A 19,179-nucleotide genomic window follows, 5' to 3' on the forward strand; every position below is an offset into this window, starting at 1 on the left:
CCACCTGTCAGAAAGGTATGCGCTCGTCGCTACCTATCGGAAAGGCCGGCGGCTGTGCCGATCGGCTCTCCGGCTTGCCTCACCAGCAGGAATAGCCGCCGTCGACGAGGACGATGCTGCCCGTCATCAAGCTGGCGGCATCGGAGGCGAGGAAGTGGACGACGGACGCCACCTCTTCCGGTTCCCCAAGGCGGCCCTGTGGTGTGGCGTCGATCCAGCGGCGGTACATCTCGCTCGTGCGGTCGGCGAAGGCGTTGAGCGGGGTCGCGATGTAGGTGGGGGCGACGGCGTTGACGCGTACGCCGCGGCCCGCCCATTCGGCGGCGAGGCTCTTCGTCAACTGATGCACCGCGGCTTTCGAAGCATTGTAATAGCTTTGCGGTTGCGGGCGGTTGACGATGACGCCCGACATCGAGCCGATGTTGACGATCGATCCCGATCCTTTCGCCAGCATCCGCCGGCCGAAAGCGCGCGCGCACCAGAAGGTGCCGTTGAGGTTCACGTCGAGGACGTTCAGCCAATGCTCGTCCGCGACATCCTCCGCCGCGGTGTCGCTGCGCGCGATGCCGGCGTTGTTGACGAGGATGTCGGTGCCGCCGCTGCGCTCCGCCGCCGCCTCGACCGCGGTGGAGTCGGCTACGTCGAGGACGCAGCCGTCGACCCGGTGGCCCTTCGCGCGCAGCCCGTCGAGGCCGCGTTCCAGCAGGGCGGGGTCGCGGTCGGCGATCGTCACCGCCGCGCCGAACTCCGCCAGCGCGTCGGCGCAGGACCAGCCGATCCCCTGCGCGCCGCCGGTGACGAAGGCGGTGCGGCCGTCCAGCCGCAGGCGTTGAGCGTACATCGGGTCGATCCTTCAGGGCAGGTAGGCGGCGGCGGGCATCGCCGGTTCGTGCGCGGCGCTGCCCGCCTCGATGCGGTAGACCTGCCGCGTGTCGCGGTCGAACTCGGCCCACGGCAGCGAGCCGTCGCGTGCGAAGTCGATCCACAGGCGGTGCATGCGATCCGCCAGCTCCTGCGGCGCGGTCTGGCCGAGCAGACCCTCCGGCCCGGTCGCGGTCGCCAGCGTATCGAACACGAACGGGATCTCCACCGCGTGCGCCGCGCCGAGTTCGCCGCCGAACGCGGTCGAGCGCCATTCGAACTCGTAGACATGGGTGCGGCCGCGATGCTCCTCCGCGAAGCGACGCGCGGGCCAACGGAAGACGAGGTCGGTCATCGCATCGGTCAGCGCGCGTCCGCCGGACTGGCGACCCGCGCCGTACGCGTTGAGGACGCTCCACGCGCGCGGCTGCGACCGGCGGAGCGCCAGCCACGCGATGAGGCGGCCGATCTTGTCGCGTACTCCGCTGGAGACGAGGTACAGGTTCATCTCCTCCGCGTTCGATCCGATCAGCACGTCGATCTCCGCCCCCGCGCCGGTCTTCAAAGCGTCGAGCGGCTCGACCGGCAGCACGTCGTCGCCGTGGACGGGCACGAAGCGGCTGATGCCGAACACCGGCTCCCGCCCGTCCGATCCGCGCAGGTCGATGCGCGTGGTGGGTAGCGACACCGTTTCGATTGCGTCGAGCACAGCCTCGATCGGGGCGGAGGCGAAGCCGTCGCGAGTCGCGGCGACGCCGAGCAGCTTGGCCATCCTGGCGACGAGGCGCCGGGCGACGCCTATGTCGCGCGTCATGCCGCCGTGCCCGCTCTGGATGATGGCACGGCGGAACAGGCCCTTGGCGAGTGGCGAAGTGACGAGGTCGGCGATGGCCATCGCGCCGGCGGACTCGCCGAACACGGTGACGTTGTCGGGATCGCCGCCGAACGCCGCGGCCTCCTGCCGGACCCAGTGCAAGGCTGCGATCATGTCGCGCAGGCCGAGATTCGTGGGCACGCCCGGGATCGGCAGGAACCCGTCGACACCCATGCGGTAGTTGATCGCGATGCACACGACCCCGTCGCGCGCGAAGGTCGCGCCGTCCTGCACCGGCGCGTCCTTGCTGCCGACCACGAAGCCGCCGCCGTGGATGAAGACCATCACGGGCAATCCGGTGCGGTCGTCGTCCGGCCGCCAGACGTTGAGCGTCAGATAATCGTCGCCGGGTGCCCAGCCGTCGCCGATCAACGCCGCCACGTCGAGACCGGGGACGGCCCTGGTCCGTTGCGGGGCGTTCGGTCCCGGTTTCAGCGTATCGCGGATGCCCGCCCAGGCCGCGACCGGCTGCGGCGCGGCGAAGCGATGTTCGCCGGTCGGCGATGCGGCATAGGGGATACCGAGGAAGCGTCGGACACCGTTGATCGAGCGGCCGCGCAGTTCACCCGCCGCGACGCGAGCGATGACCGTGCTGTTGGAGTCGGATGACATACCGCGACGCTAGCCGATGCCGGTGGCGGCGGGGCGGCGAACAGTTTGCCGATCGGCAAGTTGCGCGTGCCGGCACAGCCCGTCAACCGCCGTTCATGCCCAAATAGCGGATGACGGTGTCGGTGCCGGTAGGCGGCGCTGTTGAGCGTCATCGTCGATAGCGTGATCCGCTCTATCAGCGCGTCGATCGGATCGTGATTTTCGGACGTGAACGACAGCGCGTCGTCGTTCTCCGCGTCCAGGACGGTGAAGCCACCGTCTTGACGATGCCCAGCCCCTTGCGCGTCGCGCGCTGTGGGTGGGAGGTCGCGCCGACGAACGCGCCGCCGCCAACGATCGTGACGTTCGACAGCCGACCGCGGGTGCGGTGGTCGGGCAATAGTGGGTGCCGACGGCGGGGCCGGGGTCGTTGTACAGGTCGCCGGCCGGCGCGCTGGGAGACGGTCCGGATCGCCGTGAACGACGGCGCCCAGTTGGGTGGCTCCGGCAGCAGCAGGCGCACGTCTCATCTGGCGGTCGAACCCCGCCGCCGGTTATCATTCGACACATCGCGAACCGCCTGCCGGGTGGCGTCCAGAGGAATGTCGCCGAAGCGGCACGGGCGATCGCGGGGCGTGGAACCTGCGCGATCCTGATCCGCTGTCGCCCGATCGCTCCCCGGTTCGGAAGAAGAGGTTCGGCTATGGAAATGCGCAAGCTCGGCTCGCAAGGGCTCGAAGTGTCCGCTCTCGGTCTCGGTTGCATGGGCATGTCGGAATTCTACGGGGACCGCGACGACACCGAGTCCGCGGCGACGATCCACCGCGCGATCGACCTGGGCGTGACGTTCCTCGACACCGCCGACATGTACGGGGTCGGCCGCAACGAGGAACTGGTCGGGCGGGTCGTGCGCGAGCGGCGCGAATGGGTCGTGGTGGCGACGAAGTTCGGCAACGTTCGCGGCGACGACGGCAGCTTTCAGGGGATCAACGGCCGCCCGGACTATGTCCGCCAAGCCTGCGACGCCAGCCTGAAGCGGACCGGGCTGGACGTGTTCGACCTCTATTATCAGCACCGCGTCGATCCCGACGTGCCGATCGAGGAGACGGTGGGCGCGATGGCGGAACTGGTGACGGCGGGCAAGGTCAGGTTTCTCGGCCTGTCCGAAGCCGCGCCGGAGACGATCCGGCGCGCGCATGCGGTGCATCCGATCAGCGCGTTGCAGACGGAATATTCGCTGTGGAGCCGCGACCCGGAGGCCGACATCCTGCCGACCGTGCGCGAACTGGGTATCGGTTTCGTGCCCTACAGCCCGCTGGGCCGCGGTTTTCTGACCGGGCAATTCCGGACGCCCGAGGACATTCCGGCCGACGATTACCGGCGCAACAATCCGCGCTTTCAGGGCGAGGCGTTCGCAAAGAACCTGGATCTGGTGAAGGAGATCGAGGCGATGGCAGGCGAGAAGGGCTGCACGCCCGCGCAACTCGCGCTCGCATGGGTGATGGGGCAGGGGACCGACATCGTGCCGATCCCCGGGACCAAGCGGCGGAAGTATCTGGAGGAGAATGTCGGCGCGCTGGACGTTACCCTGACCGACGAGGATCGCGCGCGGATCCACCGCATCCTGCCGCCGGGTGCGGCGACCGGGACGCGCTATGCCGAGGCGCAGATGGCGTCGCTGGGACGGTAATCGGGTCTGTAGAGCATCATGACATGACGTCGATTCACCCAGCCCGTTCGTCCTGAGCGTGTCGAAGCCTGTCCAGAGCGAAGCCGCAGGCGGCTTAAGCGTCATCTGGGCTTCGACAGGTTCAGCACGAACGGTTCAAGCTACTGTCGCGCGCACTCGTCAGAAGGTGGCGTGAAATCGGTCCTGTTGGTGGCGGGCGGCGTCGAGTTGGCAGAGACGCTCGATCTGGGTGAGCGACGCCGACAGCAATGTCGCCGGCGCGAGCCGGTCGGCGCGGTGCAGGGTCACGACGTCGGTATCGGACAGGTCAGACAGGGCGTCCTGATCGATCGTGTAGAGGCCGTCGATGACATGTTCGTGCTGGTCGGAACGGCGGAGCGTCAGGCGCAGGGGTCGGATCAGGTGGCGGGCGGCATAGTCGGCAATCAGGTCGCGTGCCGCGTCGAGGTCGGCGACGAGGCGTCGTAGCGCGTCCGCGACGGTCGTGGGCAGGGGAGTGGGTCGACCGTCTTCGAACAGCATTTGTCCGGATGCTCCGAGCGCCGGGTCTTCCTCGTCGATGGCGAGGCCCGCGACGCCGTCGGGGTGCAGCCGGAACCCCGTGAGTTGCAGCGCGCGGGGGCAATAGGTGGCGTGGAACCGCCCGTCGACGCAGAACAGGTTCTGCGGCTCCACCAGCCCGAGCAGCGCGATGAGGTTGAACCGGCCCGTATGAGCGTCCTTGGCGAGGCAGAGCGGCATGTCGGCGGCGGCGAGCGCCATCTCCGACAGGCCGATCTGCACGAAGCGCGGCGTGGACGCGACGATGCCGGGGTCGAACCGCAGCGCACCGTGGTGTGCCGGATCGAGCGGGCGGATGCGGCTCATACGCGTTGCAGGCCGTATTCGCGGACCGACCGCAACAGGTCGCGGTGGCGCGGCGCGCGGGCGATCAGGTCGGCGCGAAGGCGATCGTTGCGCGCGATCAGGCCGGTGGCCATTGTCGCCTCCGATGCCGCCGCCCCGACGGGGGGATAGTGGCTGGCGAAGCGCATGCCGTGCAGGACATATTGGTAGCTGGGCCACGAGAACACCTCCCGCGCGTGCGAGAAGTCCTGCGGCGCGGGCGAGTGATGCCGCCATAAGTCGAGCCGTTCCTGGAGCCCGTCCGGCATCGACGCGGCGGCGGCGTTATCGCGCCAGAAGTCTGTGTCGGTGCGCTGGGTGATGACGTAATGCAGCTTCAGGAACTCGACGATGCGCAGCCAGTGGTGGCGGAACGTGTCGTTGAACTGGCGCGCGACCATGTCCATCGCCGCACGCGTGCGGGGCAGTCGATCCGCGATCGCGTCCATCGACGTTTCGATCAGCATCAGCGCGGAGGCCTCCAGCGGCTCGATGAAGCCGGCGGACAGCCCCACCGCGACGCAGTTGTTCTGCCAGAAGCGCTCGCGGTAGCCGCCGTCGATGTTGATCGTGCGGACCGACAGCGCGTCGGCGGCTGGGCCGACGTAGCGGCGCAAGGCGGCTTCGGCGGCATCGTCGCTGGTGTGCGCGCTGCTGTAGACATGACCGACGCCGCGGCGCGTCCACAGGCCGATGTCCCAGATCCAGCCGGCATCCTGCGCGGTCGAAATGGTGTGGCAGGCGATCGGGTCGTCCTCGCGGTCGTACGGTACCTGCATGGCGATCGCGCGATCGGCGAACAGCACGTCGCGGCAGCTTTTGAACGGGACGCCGTAGACGCCGCCGATCAGCAACGCCGCGAAGCCGGTGCAGTCGACGAACAGGTCGCCGGCGATGCGACGACCGTCGTGGAGTTCGACGTCGAGGATGTCGCCGTTGTCGGACTGGTTCACGCGGGTCACGTCGCCGATGACGTGCTCGACGCCCAGCGACGCGGTGGCATGATCGCGCAACATCGTCGCGAACTTGCCGGCGTCGAGATGGTAGGCGTAATTGGCATGGCCCGCATATTCGGGCGCGGTGATCGTCTTCGGTGCGAGGCCGGCGTCGCACAGCGCCGCCTGATAATCGACGCAGTCGGCGAAGCTCGCACCGCTGCCGTCCGAGCGGCCCAGCCAATGGGGCGCGAGGTCGATCTCGCTGGCGCCGGCCGGCGGGTTGAGCGGGTGGTAATAGGCGTCGCCGGGCAGGCCGTCGGTCCAGCCGACGAAGCGTGCGCCCTGTTTCAACGAGGCGTCGCAGGAGCGGATGAAGTCCGTCTCGCTGATGCCGATCTTCGCCAGCGTGTTGCGCATCGTCGGCCACGTACCTTCACCAACCCCGACCGTGGGGATCCGGTCGGATTCAACGAGCTTGACCGTCACTCCGCTGCCGGTGCGCTTCGCTTGCGCGGCGATCCGGCACGCCGCGAGCCATCCTGCCGAGCCGCCGCCGACGACGATCACGGTGTTCACGCTGGCCGCAGGACCGCGGCCGACTTCCCCTCCATTCGACATCTAAGCCCCTGTTATTTGCGGGAATAAAATCGTTTGCATTTTCCCGTTGTATTAATCAGACAATAACTTTAGCAAAGACGATGATCCCGTTCAAGCGAGGCGGGACTTCAATCGGGAGGGATAGCGATGGGCAAAACTCAAGGACAATTCAAGCGGAACGCGACGTATTCTGCGTGTGGACTGGCCAGCGCGCTCATCGCTTTGATGGCCGCCACGCCCGCGATGGCCAAGCCGCAGACGGCGACGCCGACGGTACAGGATCCGGCCGCGAGCCTGCCGCCGCAGACGGAGGAAGCCGCCGACGACATCGTCGTCACCGGTATCCGCGCCAGCATCGCGACATCGGCCGCACAGAAGCGCGATGCCATCGGCGTTCTGGATGCGATCTCGTCCGAGGATCTCGGCAAATTCCCCGACGCCAACGTAGCCGAATCGCTTCAGCGTATTCCGGGCGTCGCGATCGACCGCAGCAACGGTGAGGGCCAGTCGGTCACCGTTCGCGGCCTGGGCCCACAGTTCAACACCGTGTTGTTCAATGGCCGCAGCTTCGCCAGCGACAATTTCAACCGCGCTTTCTCGTTCGACCTGATCCCGGCCGAACTCATCAGCGGCGCGCAGGTCTACAAGAGCTCCCAGGCCTCGTTGCAGGGCGGCGGTATCGGCGCGACGATCAATATCCAGACGCCACGTCCGCTGGACCTGAAGGAGTTCAAGGGCATCGTCAGCGCCAAGGCGCTGTACGAGAAGAACAGCGAGAAGTTCACGCCGCAAGTGTTCGGCCTGCTGAGCAACACCTTCGCCGATGGTCGACTCGGATTGCTGGCGTCCTTGTCGTACCAGAAGCGTATCGCGTCGATCGATTCCGTCACGAACGGCGGCTATCTGCCCAACACGACGGTCGGGCCGAACGCTGCGCCGCTGTTCCGAAACGTCTATGCGCCCCGCAACCAGGATGTCGGCAATGCGCGCGACGTCCGCACCCGGCTCGGCGCCACGCTGGTCGCGCAGTACGAGGCCAGCGACACGCTGACCTTCACGGTCGACGGGCTGTACAACAAGTTCAAGAGCGATTCGACCACGCGCGCGCTCGGCAGCTGGTTCGAGCCGTCGCAATATACCGCCGCGACGATCGACGGGAACCGCACGATCACCTCGCTGACCACCAGCGGCAATGCCGACTTCATCTCGTCGGGCGCGGTGCGTGAGACGACGACCTGGGAAGCCGGCGGCAACGTCGAATGGAATCCCACCGACGAGTTCAAGATGGTGCTGGATGCGACGTGGTCGCGCGCCAAGAACGCGGGCGGCGGCAAATCCTATTTCGCGGTCATCGGCTCGCCGTCGCAGTACAGCTTCACCCAGGCGGAGAATGGCGGCATCGGCTCCACCTCCGGCTATGGCGCGGGCGTGCTGAGCAATCCGGCATTGGGCCGCACGCATATCGCAGGCGTCAACGGCAACGACATCACCGAGAAGGTGACGGAATACCGCTGGAACAACGAATGGAAGCCGGAGAACACGCTGTTCAAGGCGTTCCGCTTCGGTGTGGCGCGCACCTCGCGCAACAAGAACAACGTCCCGATCACGTCCGCGGACGATGTCGGTTGCGTGTATTGCGGCTATCCGACGCTGGCCGACCCGTCGCTGCTGTCGTCGTTCACGATGGACGGACTGGGCGCGAAGAGCGGTTCGGTTCCGCTGACCTTCCTGACCTTCGATCCGCGCCGCTATCTCGATTTCCTGACCAGCGCGGCCGCGACTTCCGCGCTGGATCGCGCCCAGGGTCTGGCGGCCGGCACCACGGCGGCGCGGTATGCAAGGGTCAACGGCTATGCCGCTACGCCGCAACCGTCGGCTCGCGTCCGGGAAACGGTCTATGCCAGCTATGCCGATTTCGATTTCGAGGCGGACGTCGGTGCCATGCCGCTGTTCGTCAACGTCGGCGCGCGATACGAGTATACGGAGCTCAGTTCGTTCGGGCAGCAGCGCCAGCTGGTCGACCTGACGCCGACCGGCGGCAATCCCCCGACCGATCCGACGATCTATGTCGGTGTGTTCGCCAGCCCCGCGGGTGTCGCGATTTCCCGTGACTCATCGTACAGCAACTTCCTGCCGGCGGCGAACGTGCGGTTGAACCTGACGCCCAAGCTGCAGGTCCGGGTCGCGGCATACAAGACGCTGACCCGGCCCGCGATCGGCGATCTGGCCCCGACCTTCAACACCGACACGCTCCGGCCGGCGACGCTGAGCGCCAGCGGCGGCAACACCGAGCTGAAGCCGTATCGCGCCAACAACGCCGATCTGTCATTGGAATGGTATCCGACGCCGACCACGACGCTGTCGGCGGCGGTGTTCTTCAAGAAGGTCGACGACTTCATCGTTCAATCCTTCGCGACGGAGTCCATCCCGATCGCCAATGCGGGCAACGCACAGGGCGTGCGGCTGCCGGTCGGCGGGCTGATTACGCAACGCGGCGGGCAGTTCTTCGGCGAATTCAGCGTGCGACGTCCCCGCAATGCCGAGTCGCTGGAGATCAAGGGGCTGGAGTTGAACGTGGTGCACACGCTCGACTGGCTACCGGGCGTGCTGAGCGGCTTCGGCGTTCAGGCCAATGCGACGTTCGTCAGCACCAACCGCGACTTCGACGTCGACCAGATCGGTCAGTCGTTCGCCGCGGAGGGGATCGGCAATTCGCAGAATGCGACGGTCTTCTACGAGAAATACGGCATCTCGGCGCGCATCGCCTATAATCGCCGCGAACGCTTCCTGCGGCAGCTGGCGGGCGGTTCGGGCAACGAGCCGATCTTCGTGCGCGATTACGGCCAGTTCGACGGCAGCGTCGCCGTCAACGTGACGCCTGCCCTGCAGGTGTTTGTCGAGGGCACCAACCTGTTCAATGCGAAATACTTCACCACCGGCCGGTTCGACAACCAGTTGCTGACCTATCAGAATTTCGGGCCGCGTTACGATGCGGGCGTCCGCTTCTCGTTCTGAACGACATACGGTGGGCGGGGTCGGCTACGCCGGCTCCGCCCATTCCTGCCGTTTTCCGGGGTGACGCGGCCCGATGATGCGGTACACCTTGTGAAAGCAAGGGGGAAGACATCACCGTGACGTACCGCGCATCGACCGCCATCGCACTTTGCCTCATGGCGGGAGCCGCTTCGGCGCAGACCGCGCCGCCGCCCGCGTCCCAGCCGATCGAGAAGACGCAAGCGCCCGAGGACAAGGCGACCGCGCCATTGCCCGAGCCGTCGGGATCGATCGCGCCGACGCAGGCGACATCGCCGCCTCCCGCTGCCCCCGCCGCTGCGACCGTGGCGGTTGCGGCGAAAGCGGAGAAGCCGCCCGCCTGGATCGTCAACGCGCCCCGCGGCCTGAACACGCGGGAGGTGCGGGTCGAGGTGGACGAAGGGAGCTGGATGAACGTCGACGTTGCGCCGGACGGGCGCTCGATCGCGTTCGACCTGCTCGGCGATATCTACACGATGCCGATGTCCGGCGGGACGCCGATCCGGATCGCGGACGGCCTGGCGTTCGAGCATCAGCCGCGGTTTTCCCCCGATGGCCGGCAGATCGCCTTCACGTCCGATCGCGGCGGCGGCGACAATATCTGGGTCATGAACGTCGACGGCACGGACAAGCGTCAGGTGACCAAGGAGGACTTCCGCCTGCTGAACCAGCCGAGCTGGAGCCCGGACGGACGCTTCATCGCGGCGAAGAAGCATTTCACGACGGGGCGTTCGCTCGGCACGGGCGAGGTGTGGCTCTACCATGCGTCCGGTGGTGGCGGCGTCCAGCTCGTCAAGCGCGCGAGCGAGCAGCTTCAGAAGGAGTTGGGCGAACCGATCTACGCGCCGGACGGCAAGAGCATCTATTACACGCGCAACGTCACGCCGGGGCCGATCTTCGAATATGCGCAGAACTCGCGCACCGACCTGTTCGACATCGAGCGCTATGATCTGGACACGGGCGAGGTCGAGACGGCGGTGTCCGGCGTCGGCGGATCGGTGCGCCCGACGCCCGCGCATGACGGCAAGCGGATCGCGTTCGTGCGGCGCGAAAACAATCAGACGAAGCTGTGGGTCAAAGACATCACGACCGGGGTCGAGCGGGTCGTGTACGACTTGCTCGATCGCGACGTGCAGGAAACCTGGGCGGTCACCGGCGTCTATCCGAACATGGCTTGGACGCCCGACGATCGCGCGATCATATTCTGGGCCGGTGGCAAGCTGCGGCGGGTCAACGCGGACGGAGGCGGCGGAGCGGTGATCCCGTTCCGGGTCGCCGACACGCGCGTCGTGATCGACGCCACGCACCCGGTCGTCGAGGTCGCCCCCGAGCGGGTGGTGACGAAGATGCCGCGTTGGGCCAGCGTGTCGCCGGACGGCAGGCAGGTGGTGTTCGAAACCCTGGGCAAGCTATGGGTGAAGCCGGTGTCAGGTGGTGCGCCGCGACGCCTGACGCGTGGATCGGACGAGATGGAGCTGTGGCCAAGCTGGTCGCGCGACGGTCGGCAGGTGGTGTTCGTCGGATGGACCGATGCGGGCCTGGGGCAGGTCAGGGTGGTCGGTGCCGCCGGTGGTGCGGCGCGGGCCGTGACCACCGCCGGCGGTCATTATCGCCGTCCGCGCTTTTCCCCCGACGGCAAGACGATCGTGTTCGAACAGGGCGAGAGCGATGGCCTGACCGCGGCCCGCGGCGCATCGGGCGTTGGTGCGTACCGCATCGCGGCGTCCGGCGGCATGCCGGTCCGGATCGCCAAGGACGCGGCCGAGCCGCAGTTCGGCAGCGACGCGCAGCGGGTGTTTTCGCTGAAATCGGACAAGGGCAAGCGTCAGCTGGTCAGTACCGATCTGGACGGTCAGGCCGAGCGCGTCCACGCGACCGGCGAACTGGTCAACGACTTCCAGGTCAGCCCGCTTGGCGACTATGTCGCGTTCCGACAGAATTACGAGGCGTTCGTCGTGCCGCTGCTGCCGGGCAAGCAGGCCGTCGAAATCGACCAGAAATCCGGCCCGCTGCCCGTCGTCCGGGTCAGCGGCGACGGTGCGGACTTCATCAACTGGTCCGCCGACGGCAAGCGCATCCACTGGAGCGTCGGGCCTACGCTGTATTCGGCCGACACCGCGGCGCTGTTCGCCGCCGGACCGCAGGGCGAGGATGCGCCGAAATTCGCCGCGCCGAAGTCGGGCGTGTCGCTGTCGATGGACGTGCCGGCAGCCAAGCCGACGGGTACGGTTGCGCTGGTCGGCGCGCGCGTCGTGACGATGGCGAGCACCGATGGAGGCATCCTGAACGATGCGACGATCCTGATCCGGGGCGACCGGATCGTCGCGATCGGCCCGCGCGGTACCGTCACCGTGCCGACCGGCGCGACGATCGTCGATGTCGCCGGCAAGACGATCATCCCCGGGCTGGTCGATGCGCACGCGCATGGACCGCAGGGCGAGGACGAGCTGATCCCGGAGCAGAACTGGAACGCGATGGCGAACCTCGCCTTCGGGACCACGACGGTCCACGATCCGTCGTCGCGATCGGCGGAGATCTTCCCGGCCGCCGAGATGCAGCGTGCGGGCCTGCGCCTCCAGCCGCGCACCTTTTCCACCGGCGAGGTCATCTATGGCGCGAAGGCCGCGGAGGTTTATGCGGACATCGCGACCTATGACGATGCTCTGGCGATCGTGCGTCGCCTGAAGGCGCAGGGTGCCCACTCGGTCAAGAACTACAACCAGCCGCGTCGCGAACAGCGGCAGATGGTCGTCGCGGCGGCGCAGGCGGAGGGACTGGAGGTCGTGCCGGAGGGCGGCTCCCTGTTCACGATGGACATGAGCCTGGTGCAGGACGGCAATTCGACCGTCGAGCACAACGTGCCGCTGGAGCATTTCTATAACGACGTGGTGCAGCTCTGGTCGCAGACCAAGACCAACTACACACCGACGCTGGTGGTGACCTATGGCGGGCCGGCGGGCGACCCCTATTGGCGCGCGAACACCGATGTCTGGCGGCATCCGCTGCTGACCCGACACGCCCCGCCGGCGGCACTCGCGGCACAGAACGCGCGTCGCGAAATCGCGCCGGACGAGGATTATGTCGACGCGGCCAGCGCGCGCGAAGCCAAGAAGCTCGCCGACAAGGGCGTGCAGGTGTCGATCGGCGCGCATGGCCAGCAAGCCGGGCTAGGCGCGCATTGGGAGATGTGGAGCTTCGTGCGCGGCGGCTGGTCGCCGATCGAAGCGCTGCGCGCGGGCACGATCATGCCCGCGACATCGCTGGGCTATGCCAAGGATGTGGGTTCGCTGGAGGTCGGCAAGCTGGCGGACCTGGTGGTCCTGAACGCCGATCCGACGATCGACATCCGCAACAGCGACAAGGTCGACAAGGTGATGCTGGGCGGACGGCTCTACGACGCGGCGACGTTGAGCGAGGTTGCGACCGGAACGTACACGCGCAAACCCTATTGGTGGGAGGGCGCGACGGGGGCCAATGGCAGCGGCGCGCGCCTGACAAGCGGGCATGGGCACGGCGACTGGGCACAGGACTGAGCCCGGCGCGTCCGGCGCCGGATGGCCGTGGTCCCGTCGTGCACCGCGGTGGACGACGGGACCACGGCGTATGCGTCAGGCCAGCGTACGGACGTTCGGCTCGCGATCCCAGTAGCGCTTCTTTGCCGCTTCGACGAAACCGGACAGGTCAGTGACGCCCTCGTCGGCCTCGACTCCGGCCTTGTCGAGCAGCGGCTTCGCGGCGTCGTTCGCACCGATCGCCTTGAGGTGGCCGAATGCGTCCATGACCCACTGAACGGCCGCGCCCTCCTTGACCAGCTTGGCGCAGGCGGCCTCGGACAGGATCACGGCGCAGGCATCCACCGTCACCGAAGGCTGGCCGAACAACTGCGCATCCGCGGCGACGAACGACCCGTCCGACAGCGGCACCTTGCCGACCTTGGGCGCGATCAGCTTCGCCACCCCGCCCGCCGCCGCGATACCCGACGTCAGGGCCGCGAGCGCCGCCGCATCGGTGCCGTCCGTGATCAGGATGCCGACGGTGCGGCCTTCCAGCGTGTGCTTCTCCAGCGGTCCGCGGATGATCCGCAACGCCGGCGACAGGTCCATGTCGATGACCGGCGCGGCGGTCTGCGAGGCTGTCGGCAGGTCCATCGCCAGACCGTCGGCGACGCGCTGCGCCAGAGACTCGTCGACGTTGCGCAGGTTCGCCATCACTGCGATGCGGATATGCTCCAGCGACACCTTCGACAGTTCGAAGACCAGAGCCGACGCGATATGCGCCTGTTCCGCCGGGTCCATCGAGCGGAAGAACAGCCGCGCCTGACTGTAATGGTCGGCGAAACTCTCGGGCCGGATGCGCAGCTTCTGGCCCTGCTCCTCGGACGGGAAGGTCTTGTAGCCGCCCTCCGGGTCCTCGCGCGCGCCGGCTTCCTCGCCGGCCCGGGCAAGGCTGTTCGGCTCGTAATTGGCGCGGCCCTTGGGCACCGCCATCTGCATGTGACCGTCGCGCTGCTGGTTCATGAACGGGCAGCCCGCTGCCGCCGCACGCCCCTTGGCCGAGTTGATCGGCAGCTGGTGGAAATTGACCGAGCCCAGCCGCGAGAGCTGCGTGTCGGTGTAGCTGAACAGCCGCCCCTGTAGCAGCGGATCGTTGGAGAAGCCGATGCCCGGCACGACATGGCTCGGCACGAACGCCGCCTGCTCGGTTTCCGCGAAGAAATTGTCGGGATAGCGGTCGAGCACCATCCGCCCGACGATCTTCACCGGCAGCACTTCCTCCGGGATGATCTTGGTCGCGTCGAGCACGTCATAGGGCTGGCTGTTGGCGAATTCCTCATCGAACAGCTGCACGCCCAGCTCCCACGTCGGGAAGTCGCCGCGGTCGATGCTCTCGAACAGGTTGCGGCGCTGGAAGTCGGGATCGGCGCCGGCGATCTTCACCGTCTCGTCCCAGATCGTCGAGGCGAGGCCCGCCTTCGGCTTCCAGTGGAACTTGACGAAGGTGCTCTTACCCTCCTTGTTGATGAAGCGGAAGGTGTGGACGCCGAACCCCTCCATGTTGGCGAAGGTGCGCGGCAGCGTGCGGTCCGACATCGCCCACATCACCATGTGGGTGGATTCCGGCATCAGGCTGATGAAGTCCCAGAACGTATCGTGCGCGGTCGCCGCCTGCGGATAACCGCGATCGGCTTCCATCTTGGCGGCGTGGATCAGGTCTGGGAACTTGATCGCGTCCTGAATGAAGAACACCGGGATGTTGTTGCCGACAAGGTCCCAATTGCCCTGTCGCGTATAGAATTTGACCGCAAAACCGCGCACGTCGCGCGGCGTATCGACCGATCCCGCGCCGCCCGCGACGGTCGAGAAGCGGGTGAACACCTCGGTCCGCTGGCCCTTCTTCTGGAACAGGTCGGCGACGGTGATGTCGGCGAGGCTTTCGGTGCACTCGAAATAGCCATGCGCCGCCGATCCACGGGCGTGGACGATCCGCTCCGGAATACGCTCGTGGTCGAAGTGGTTGATCTTCTCGCGGTAGACCTCGTCCTCCAGCAGGACCGGACCGCGCGCGCCGGCCTTTAGCTGGTTCTGGTTGTCGCTGATCGGGGTGCCGTGATTGGTGGTCAGCACTGGATGATCGGCATCGGCGATCTGATGGGTTTCGCCGCCGTTGCCGGCATTCAGGGCGCTATGATCGTGCATGGAAACTCCTCGGGTTCGGGAGAGCTAACGGCCCAGCGGACCGGTCGGGTACGAACGAGTGCGCCTATCCGCAGGAATGTGAGCGCCTATCGCGTTGATCCAGATCAACAGACCGCGTGCACCGTTCGAATTTCTCGAACGATCAGCGATATCTTATCGGGATGTTTCATGCGGGAGGCCGCGCTTAAGGTGCAGCCCAACACGATCACCACCACCGGAAAGGACCCTGCCATGACCTATGTGACCACCGCGGACGGTGCGGAGATTTTCTATAAGGATTGGGGTCCCAGGGACGCGCAGCCGGTCGTTTTTCACCACGGCTGGCCCTTATCGTCGGACGATTGGGACACGCAGATGCTGTTCTTCCTCGATCAGGGCTACCGCGTGGTGGCGCACGACCGGCGCGGCCACGGTCGTTCCAGCCAGATCGGGACGGGCCATGACATGGATCATTATGCCGCGGATGCCAGTGCGGTGGCGGAGCATCTCGATCTGCGAAATGCGGTGCACATCGGCCACTCGACGGGCGGGGGCGAAGTCGCTCGCTACGTCGCCCGATACGGTCAGCCGCAGGGCCGCGTCGCCAAGGCGGTGCTGGTCAGCGCGGTGCCGCCGCTGATGGTCAGGACCGCAGGCAATCCCGACGGCGTGCCGATGGAGGTGTTCGACGGCATTCGGGCGGGACTGGCGACCAATCGTGCCAAGCTGTTCCGCGAGTTTGCCGAAGGTCCGTTCTACGGGTTCAATCGCGACGGCGCGGAGGTGATTGCGGCCGTGGTCGACAATTGGTGGCGTCAGGGCATGATGGGTAGCGCGCTGGCGCATTATCTCGGCATCGCGGCCTTTGCCGAGACGGACCAGACCGAGGACCTGAAAGCGATCACCGTGCCGACGCTGGTCTTGCAGGGTGATGACGATCAGGTCGTGCCGTATCGGAACGCGTCCATCAAGCAGGCGGAATTGTTGCAGAACGCTACGCTGAAAATCTATCCCGGGTTCAGCCACGGCATGCTGACCGTCAACGCCGACGTCATCAATCCCGACCTGCTCGACTTCGTGCGCCGCTGAGGTAGCCCGTCGATCACGTGGATCGGCCGGATCACCCCTCGGCAGATTGGGGGGTGATCCGGCCGACCGGAAGCGGTCCGCAGGTCAGTACCGCAGGCGCGCGCCGATCGAGAAGATTCGACCCTCGTAGCGGACGTCGCGGGGATAGGCGGGCGCCTCGACATAGCTTTTATACGGTTGCTTCAGCAGGTTGGTTGCGTCGACAGTGATCGTCGCGTTGGGCGTGAAGTCGTAGCTGGCGGACAAATCGAGGCGGCCGACCGGGGCGGAGTAGGCGGTCGCGAAGACTCCGGGCGCGGTGTAGGAATCCACGTTGGCGCTGCGATGATTATAGGCGAGGCGCACCGATGCCGGACCCGCTTCGTACAGGCCGATGACGTTGTAGCTCCACCTCGACACGCCCGGCAGCGAGCCCGTCGTGCGGGTCAGGCCGGGCACCGGCGGCAGGCTCTGAGAACCGTCGATATAGGTGCCGTTGGCCTGGATGCCGAAGCCGCTGAGGAAGCCGGGCAGGAAGTCGAAGAAGGTGGTGAATGCCGCCTCGATTCCCTTGATCTGGCCGGAGCCTGCGTTCTGCGGGCGATAGACGAGGATCGGGCCGAAGGTGGGATTGATTTCCTGCGTGCCGAAGCTGCTGATGAACCCGTTGATCTTGCGATAGAAGCCGGCGACCGACACCGACCCGGTGCGGGAGAAGTAATATTCCAGCGAGGCATCGTAATTGTCGGAACGGATCGGCTGCAGGTTCGGATTGCCGCCCGATCCGGTGTAGGAGATGATGCCGCCGATCGTGCCCTGCTGGATCGTCAGCGCGGGGTTGATCTGGTTGAAGCCGGGCCGGCTCAACGCCTCCGTCCGGGTCGCGCGGAATTGCAGCTTGTCGGTCAGGTGGAACGTCAGATTGATGTTGGGCAGCACGTCGACGTAGCGGTTGTTCGCCTGCACGGGCACGAACACGGTGCTGGGCACGCCGTTGATCGTGATGTTCTGTGCCGACGTGCCGTCGAGCGTATTGTCGGTGATGACGATGCGGGTGCCGATCACGCCGTCCACCCTGATCCCCAGCGCCTCGCCGGCGAATTTGAGCTGCGTGTAGCCCGCATAGGTGACTTCGTTGGCCGAGAAGGCGTTGACGGCGTTGTAGTCGGGTACGTCCGGTGCCCAGGTCGCGATCGTGCCGGCGTCCGCCCCCGATCGCACCAGACCGGCGCGGACGAAATCGCGGATGCCGGTGATGTTGTTCAGCACGCCGTCCGCGGAGATGCTGTAATAGCGGCGGAATTGCTGCGTATCCGATCCCCGGAAGCCGGCGCGGATGACGCCGCCTTCGTCGACGCCGGGCACCTGCGCGATCGGGATGCCGAGCTGCGGGAAGGCGGCGTAGCGATCCCCCGACCGTGCGCTGGCGTCACGATTGGCGTAGCGCAGGCCGATCTGGAATTCCGGAAACAGCTCCGATCCGGTGTCGAGGACCATGTTGCCCTGCCACTGAATCTGCTCGCCGGTGGCGCGGTTGCGCTGGTCGTAAAAGCCACGGAAATTGTAGCTGGCGGGATCGTCGAAATCGAGACCGGTGGGCGTGAAGTCGACACTGCCCTCGACGTTCAGGCCGACATCGACCGCGATCGGCCGGATCAGCTGCGTGTCGAACGAATAATAGACGTTGTCCACGATGGACTTGGTGTAGGCGAGGTCGGTCGTGAACACGGCGTTGCCCGCGGTGTATTTCGCGCCGACCGCACCCTGATACGTGTCCGTCTTCTCGACTCCCACCTGCTTCGAGGGGCCGTTGACGATGCCGAGTTGAGCGTTGAAGCTGGCAGGGGTCTTGCCGTCCGCGGTCAGGACGAGATCGCGAAGCGTCGGCGATCCGGCCTGGAGCGGGATTCCGAAGAAATCGTCGCCGCGCTTGTTCCGGTAGGCCTGCCAGAGGCCGTCGACATAGACTTCCAGATTGTCGTTCGGTCGCCATTGCAACGATCCGTTGAGCGACGGCCGCTTGCGGATACCGCGCGCGTAGAACAGGCCGATGTCCTGCGGATAGGTGAACTGGCGACCCACCGACGCGGGCAGCACCTGCTGGTCGGGCAGCAGATAGTCCTGAAAGCCCTGATAGCGGATCGAGTTCAGATATCGCGACTGGGTGTAGCTGAAGTTCAGGAGCGCGCCGATCTCGCCGATACCGGTGTCCCAGCGGTTGGAGACGAGGACGCTGCCAATCGGGTCGTACTTGCGCGATTCATCGTTGTAGGTGCCGCGGATCGCGCCTGCGAGCTCGAACCCCTTGAAGTCGAACGGCCGGCGCAGACCGATATTGACGAGGCCGGCGATCCCGCCCTCGATGTTCGTGGCGGTCGTGGCCTTGAACACCTCAACCTTCGACAGCGCCTGCGCGGGGAAATCCTGCAACGCGACCGCGCGTCCGTCCGCCGTGAAGATGTCGCGGTTCTGGAGCGTGGTCTGCACATTGGGAAGGCCGCGGATCAGCACGCCGTTGGCTTCGTCGCGGTAGCGGCCCACCTGCACGCCGGTGACGCGGGCGAGCGCTTCGGATGCGTTGTTGTCCGGGAATTTCCCGATGTCCTCGGCGACCAGCGCATCGACGATCGCGACGGAGTCGCGCTTGATGGTCTGCGCGCTTTGCAGGCTGGCACGGATGCCGGTGACGACGATGTCCTCGCCCGACGTGTCGGCGATCGTCTGCGACGGATCGGCCTGCGGGTTGACACCGGCCGGGTCGGTCGTCGCGGTCGCGGCGGGGTCGGTCGCACCCGCCGCCACGCTGCGACCGGTCGAGCCCCGATCCACCGGCGCCTGATCCGCCACCTGCGCCGAGGCCGCGCTGCTGCCGGCGGTCGTCGCCAGCACCAGTCCGGACGTGGTCAGCAGCAAGCGCGAAAGATACCCCATCATCGTCCTTCTCCCAATCGCGATTATCGTTGTCGT

General features: G+C 66.6%; 10 protein-coding genes. 4 read left to right on the forward strand and 6 right to left on the reverse strand.

The features are described 5' to 3' along the window. Nucleotides 1-79 precede the first annotated feature (79 nt). Both AC0CH8_RS06935 and AC0CH8_RS06940 read right to left on the reverse strand, forming a co-directional pair. On the reverse strand, nucleotides 80-841 hold the full coding sequence (locus tag AC0CH8_RS06935) for an SDR family NAD(P)-dependent oxidoreductase (protein WP_465239248.1): 762 nt from the start codon (nucleotides 839-841) through the stop codon (nucleotides 80-82). A 12-nt stretch (nucleotides 842-853) separates the two neighbouring features. After that, the gene (locus AC0CH8_RS06940; RefSeq protein WP_465239249.1) at nucleotides 854-2,347 is read right to left on the reverse strand and encodes a carboxylesterase/lipase family protein; all 1,494 of its coding nucleotides are present in this window, start codon (nucleotides 2,345-2,347) and stop codon (nucleotides 854-856) included. Nucleotides 2,348-3,029: 682 nt separating this feature from the next. Between AC0CH8_RS06940 and AC0CH8_RS06945 the strand changes: the two genes are divergently transcribed. Then, a complete protein-coding gene (locus AC0CH8_RS06945; protein ID WP_465239250.1) occupies nucleotides 3,030-4,016 on the forward strand; it encodes an aldo/keto reductase in 987 nt (328 codons plus the stop codon). Nucleotides 4,017-4,175: 159 nt separating this feature from the next. Here AC0CH8_RS06945 and AC0CH8_RS06950 read toward each other — a convergent pair whose 3' ends face one another. Together AC0CH8_RS06950 and AC0CH8_RS06955 are read right to left on the reverse strand one after the other, a co-directional pair. Then, nucleotides 4,176-4,883 (reverse strand): SapC family protein, encoded by a 708-nt coding sequence (locus AC0CH8_RS06950; RefSeq protein ID WP_465239251.1) that lies wholly within the window; start codon nucleotides 4,881-4,883, stop codon nucleotides 4,176-4,178. After that, the gene (locus AC0CH8_RS06955) at nucleotides 4,880-6,457 is read right to left on the reverse strand and encodes a tryptophan halogenase family protein (protein WP_465239252.1); all 1,578 of its coding nucleotides are present in this window, start codon (nucleotides 6,455-6,457) and stop codon (nucleotides 4,880-4,882) included. The genes AC0CH8_RS06950 and AC0CH8_RS06955 overlap by 4 nt, the downstream gene beginning before the upstream one ends. Nucleotides 6,458-6,661: 204 nt before the next feature. Here AC0CH8_RS06955 and AC0CH8_RS06960 point away from each other — a divergent pair, with 204 nt between their 5' ends. Both AC0CH8_RS06960 and AC0CH8_RS06965 read left to right on the forward strand, forming a co-directional pair. After that, entirely contained in the window at nucleotides 6,662-9,451 is a 2,790-nt protein-coding gene (locus AC0CH8_RS06960; RefSeq protein WP_465239253.1) for a TonB-dependent receptor, read from the forward strand. A 155-nt stretch (nucleotides 9,452-9,606) separates the two neighbouring features. Then, nucleotides 9,607-13,002 (forward strand): amidohydrolase family protein, encoded by a 3,396-nt coding sequence (locus AC0CH8_RS06965; RefSeq protein WP_465239254.1) that lies wholly within the window; start codon nucleotides 9,607-9,609, stop codon nucleotides 13,000-13,002. Nucleotides 13,003-13,077: 75 nt separating this feature from the next. Here AC0CH8_RS06965 and AC0CH8_RS06970 read toward each other — a convergent pair whose 3' ends face one another. Beyond that, a complete protein-coding gene (locus AC0CH8_RS06970) occupies nucleotides 13,078-15,165 on the reverse strand; it encodes a catalase (RefSeq protein WP_465239255.1) in 2,088 nt (695 codons plus the stop codon). A gap of 231 nt (nucleotides 15,166-15,396) precedes the next feature. Between AC0CH8_RS06970 and AC0CH8_RS06975 the strand changes: the two genes are divergently transcribed. Beyond that, a complete protein-coding gene (locus AC0CH8_RS06975; protein WP_465239587.1) occupies nucleotides 15,397-16,233 on the forward strand; it encodes an alpha/beta fold hydrolase in 837 nt (278 codons plus the stop codon). Nucleotides 16,234-16,317: 84 nt separating this feature from the next. Here AC0CH8_RS06975 and AC0CH8_RS06980 read toward each other — a convergent pair whose 3' ends face one another. Continuing rightward, nucleotides 16,318-19,146: a TonB-dependent receptor gene (locus AC0CH8_RS06980; protein ID WP_465239256.1), complete on the reverse strand. Its 2,829-nt coding sequence runs from the start codon at nucleotides 19,144-19,146 to the stop codon at nucleotides 16,318-16,320. Nucleotides 19,147-19,179: the final 33 nt, after the last annotated feature.

This window comes from Sphingomonas sp. AC435 (genome assembly GCF_979253005.1).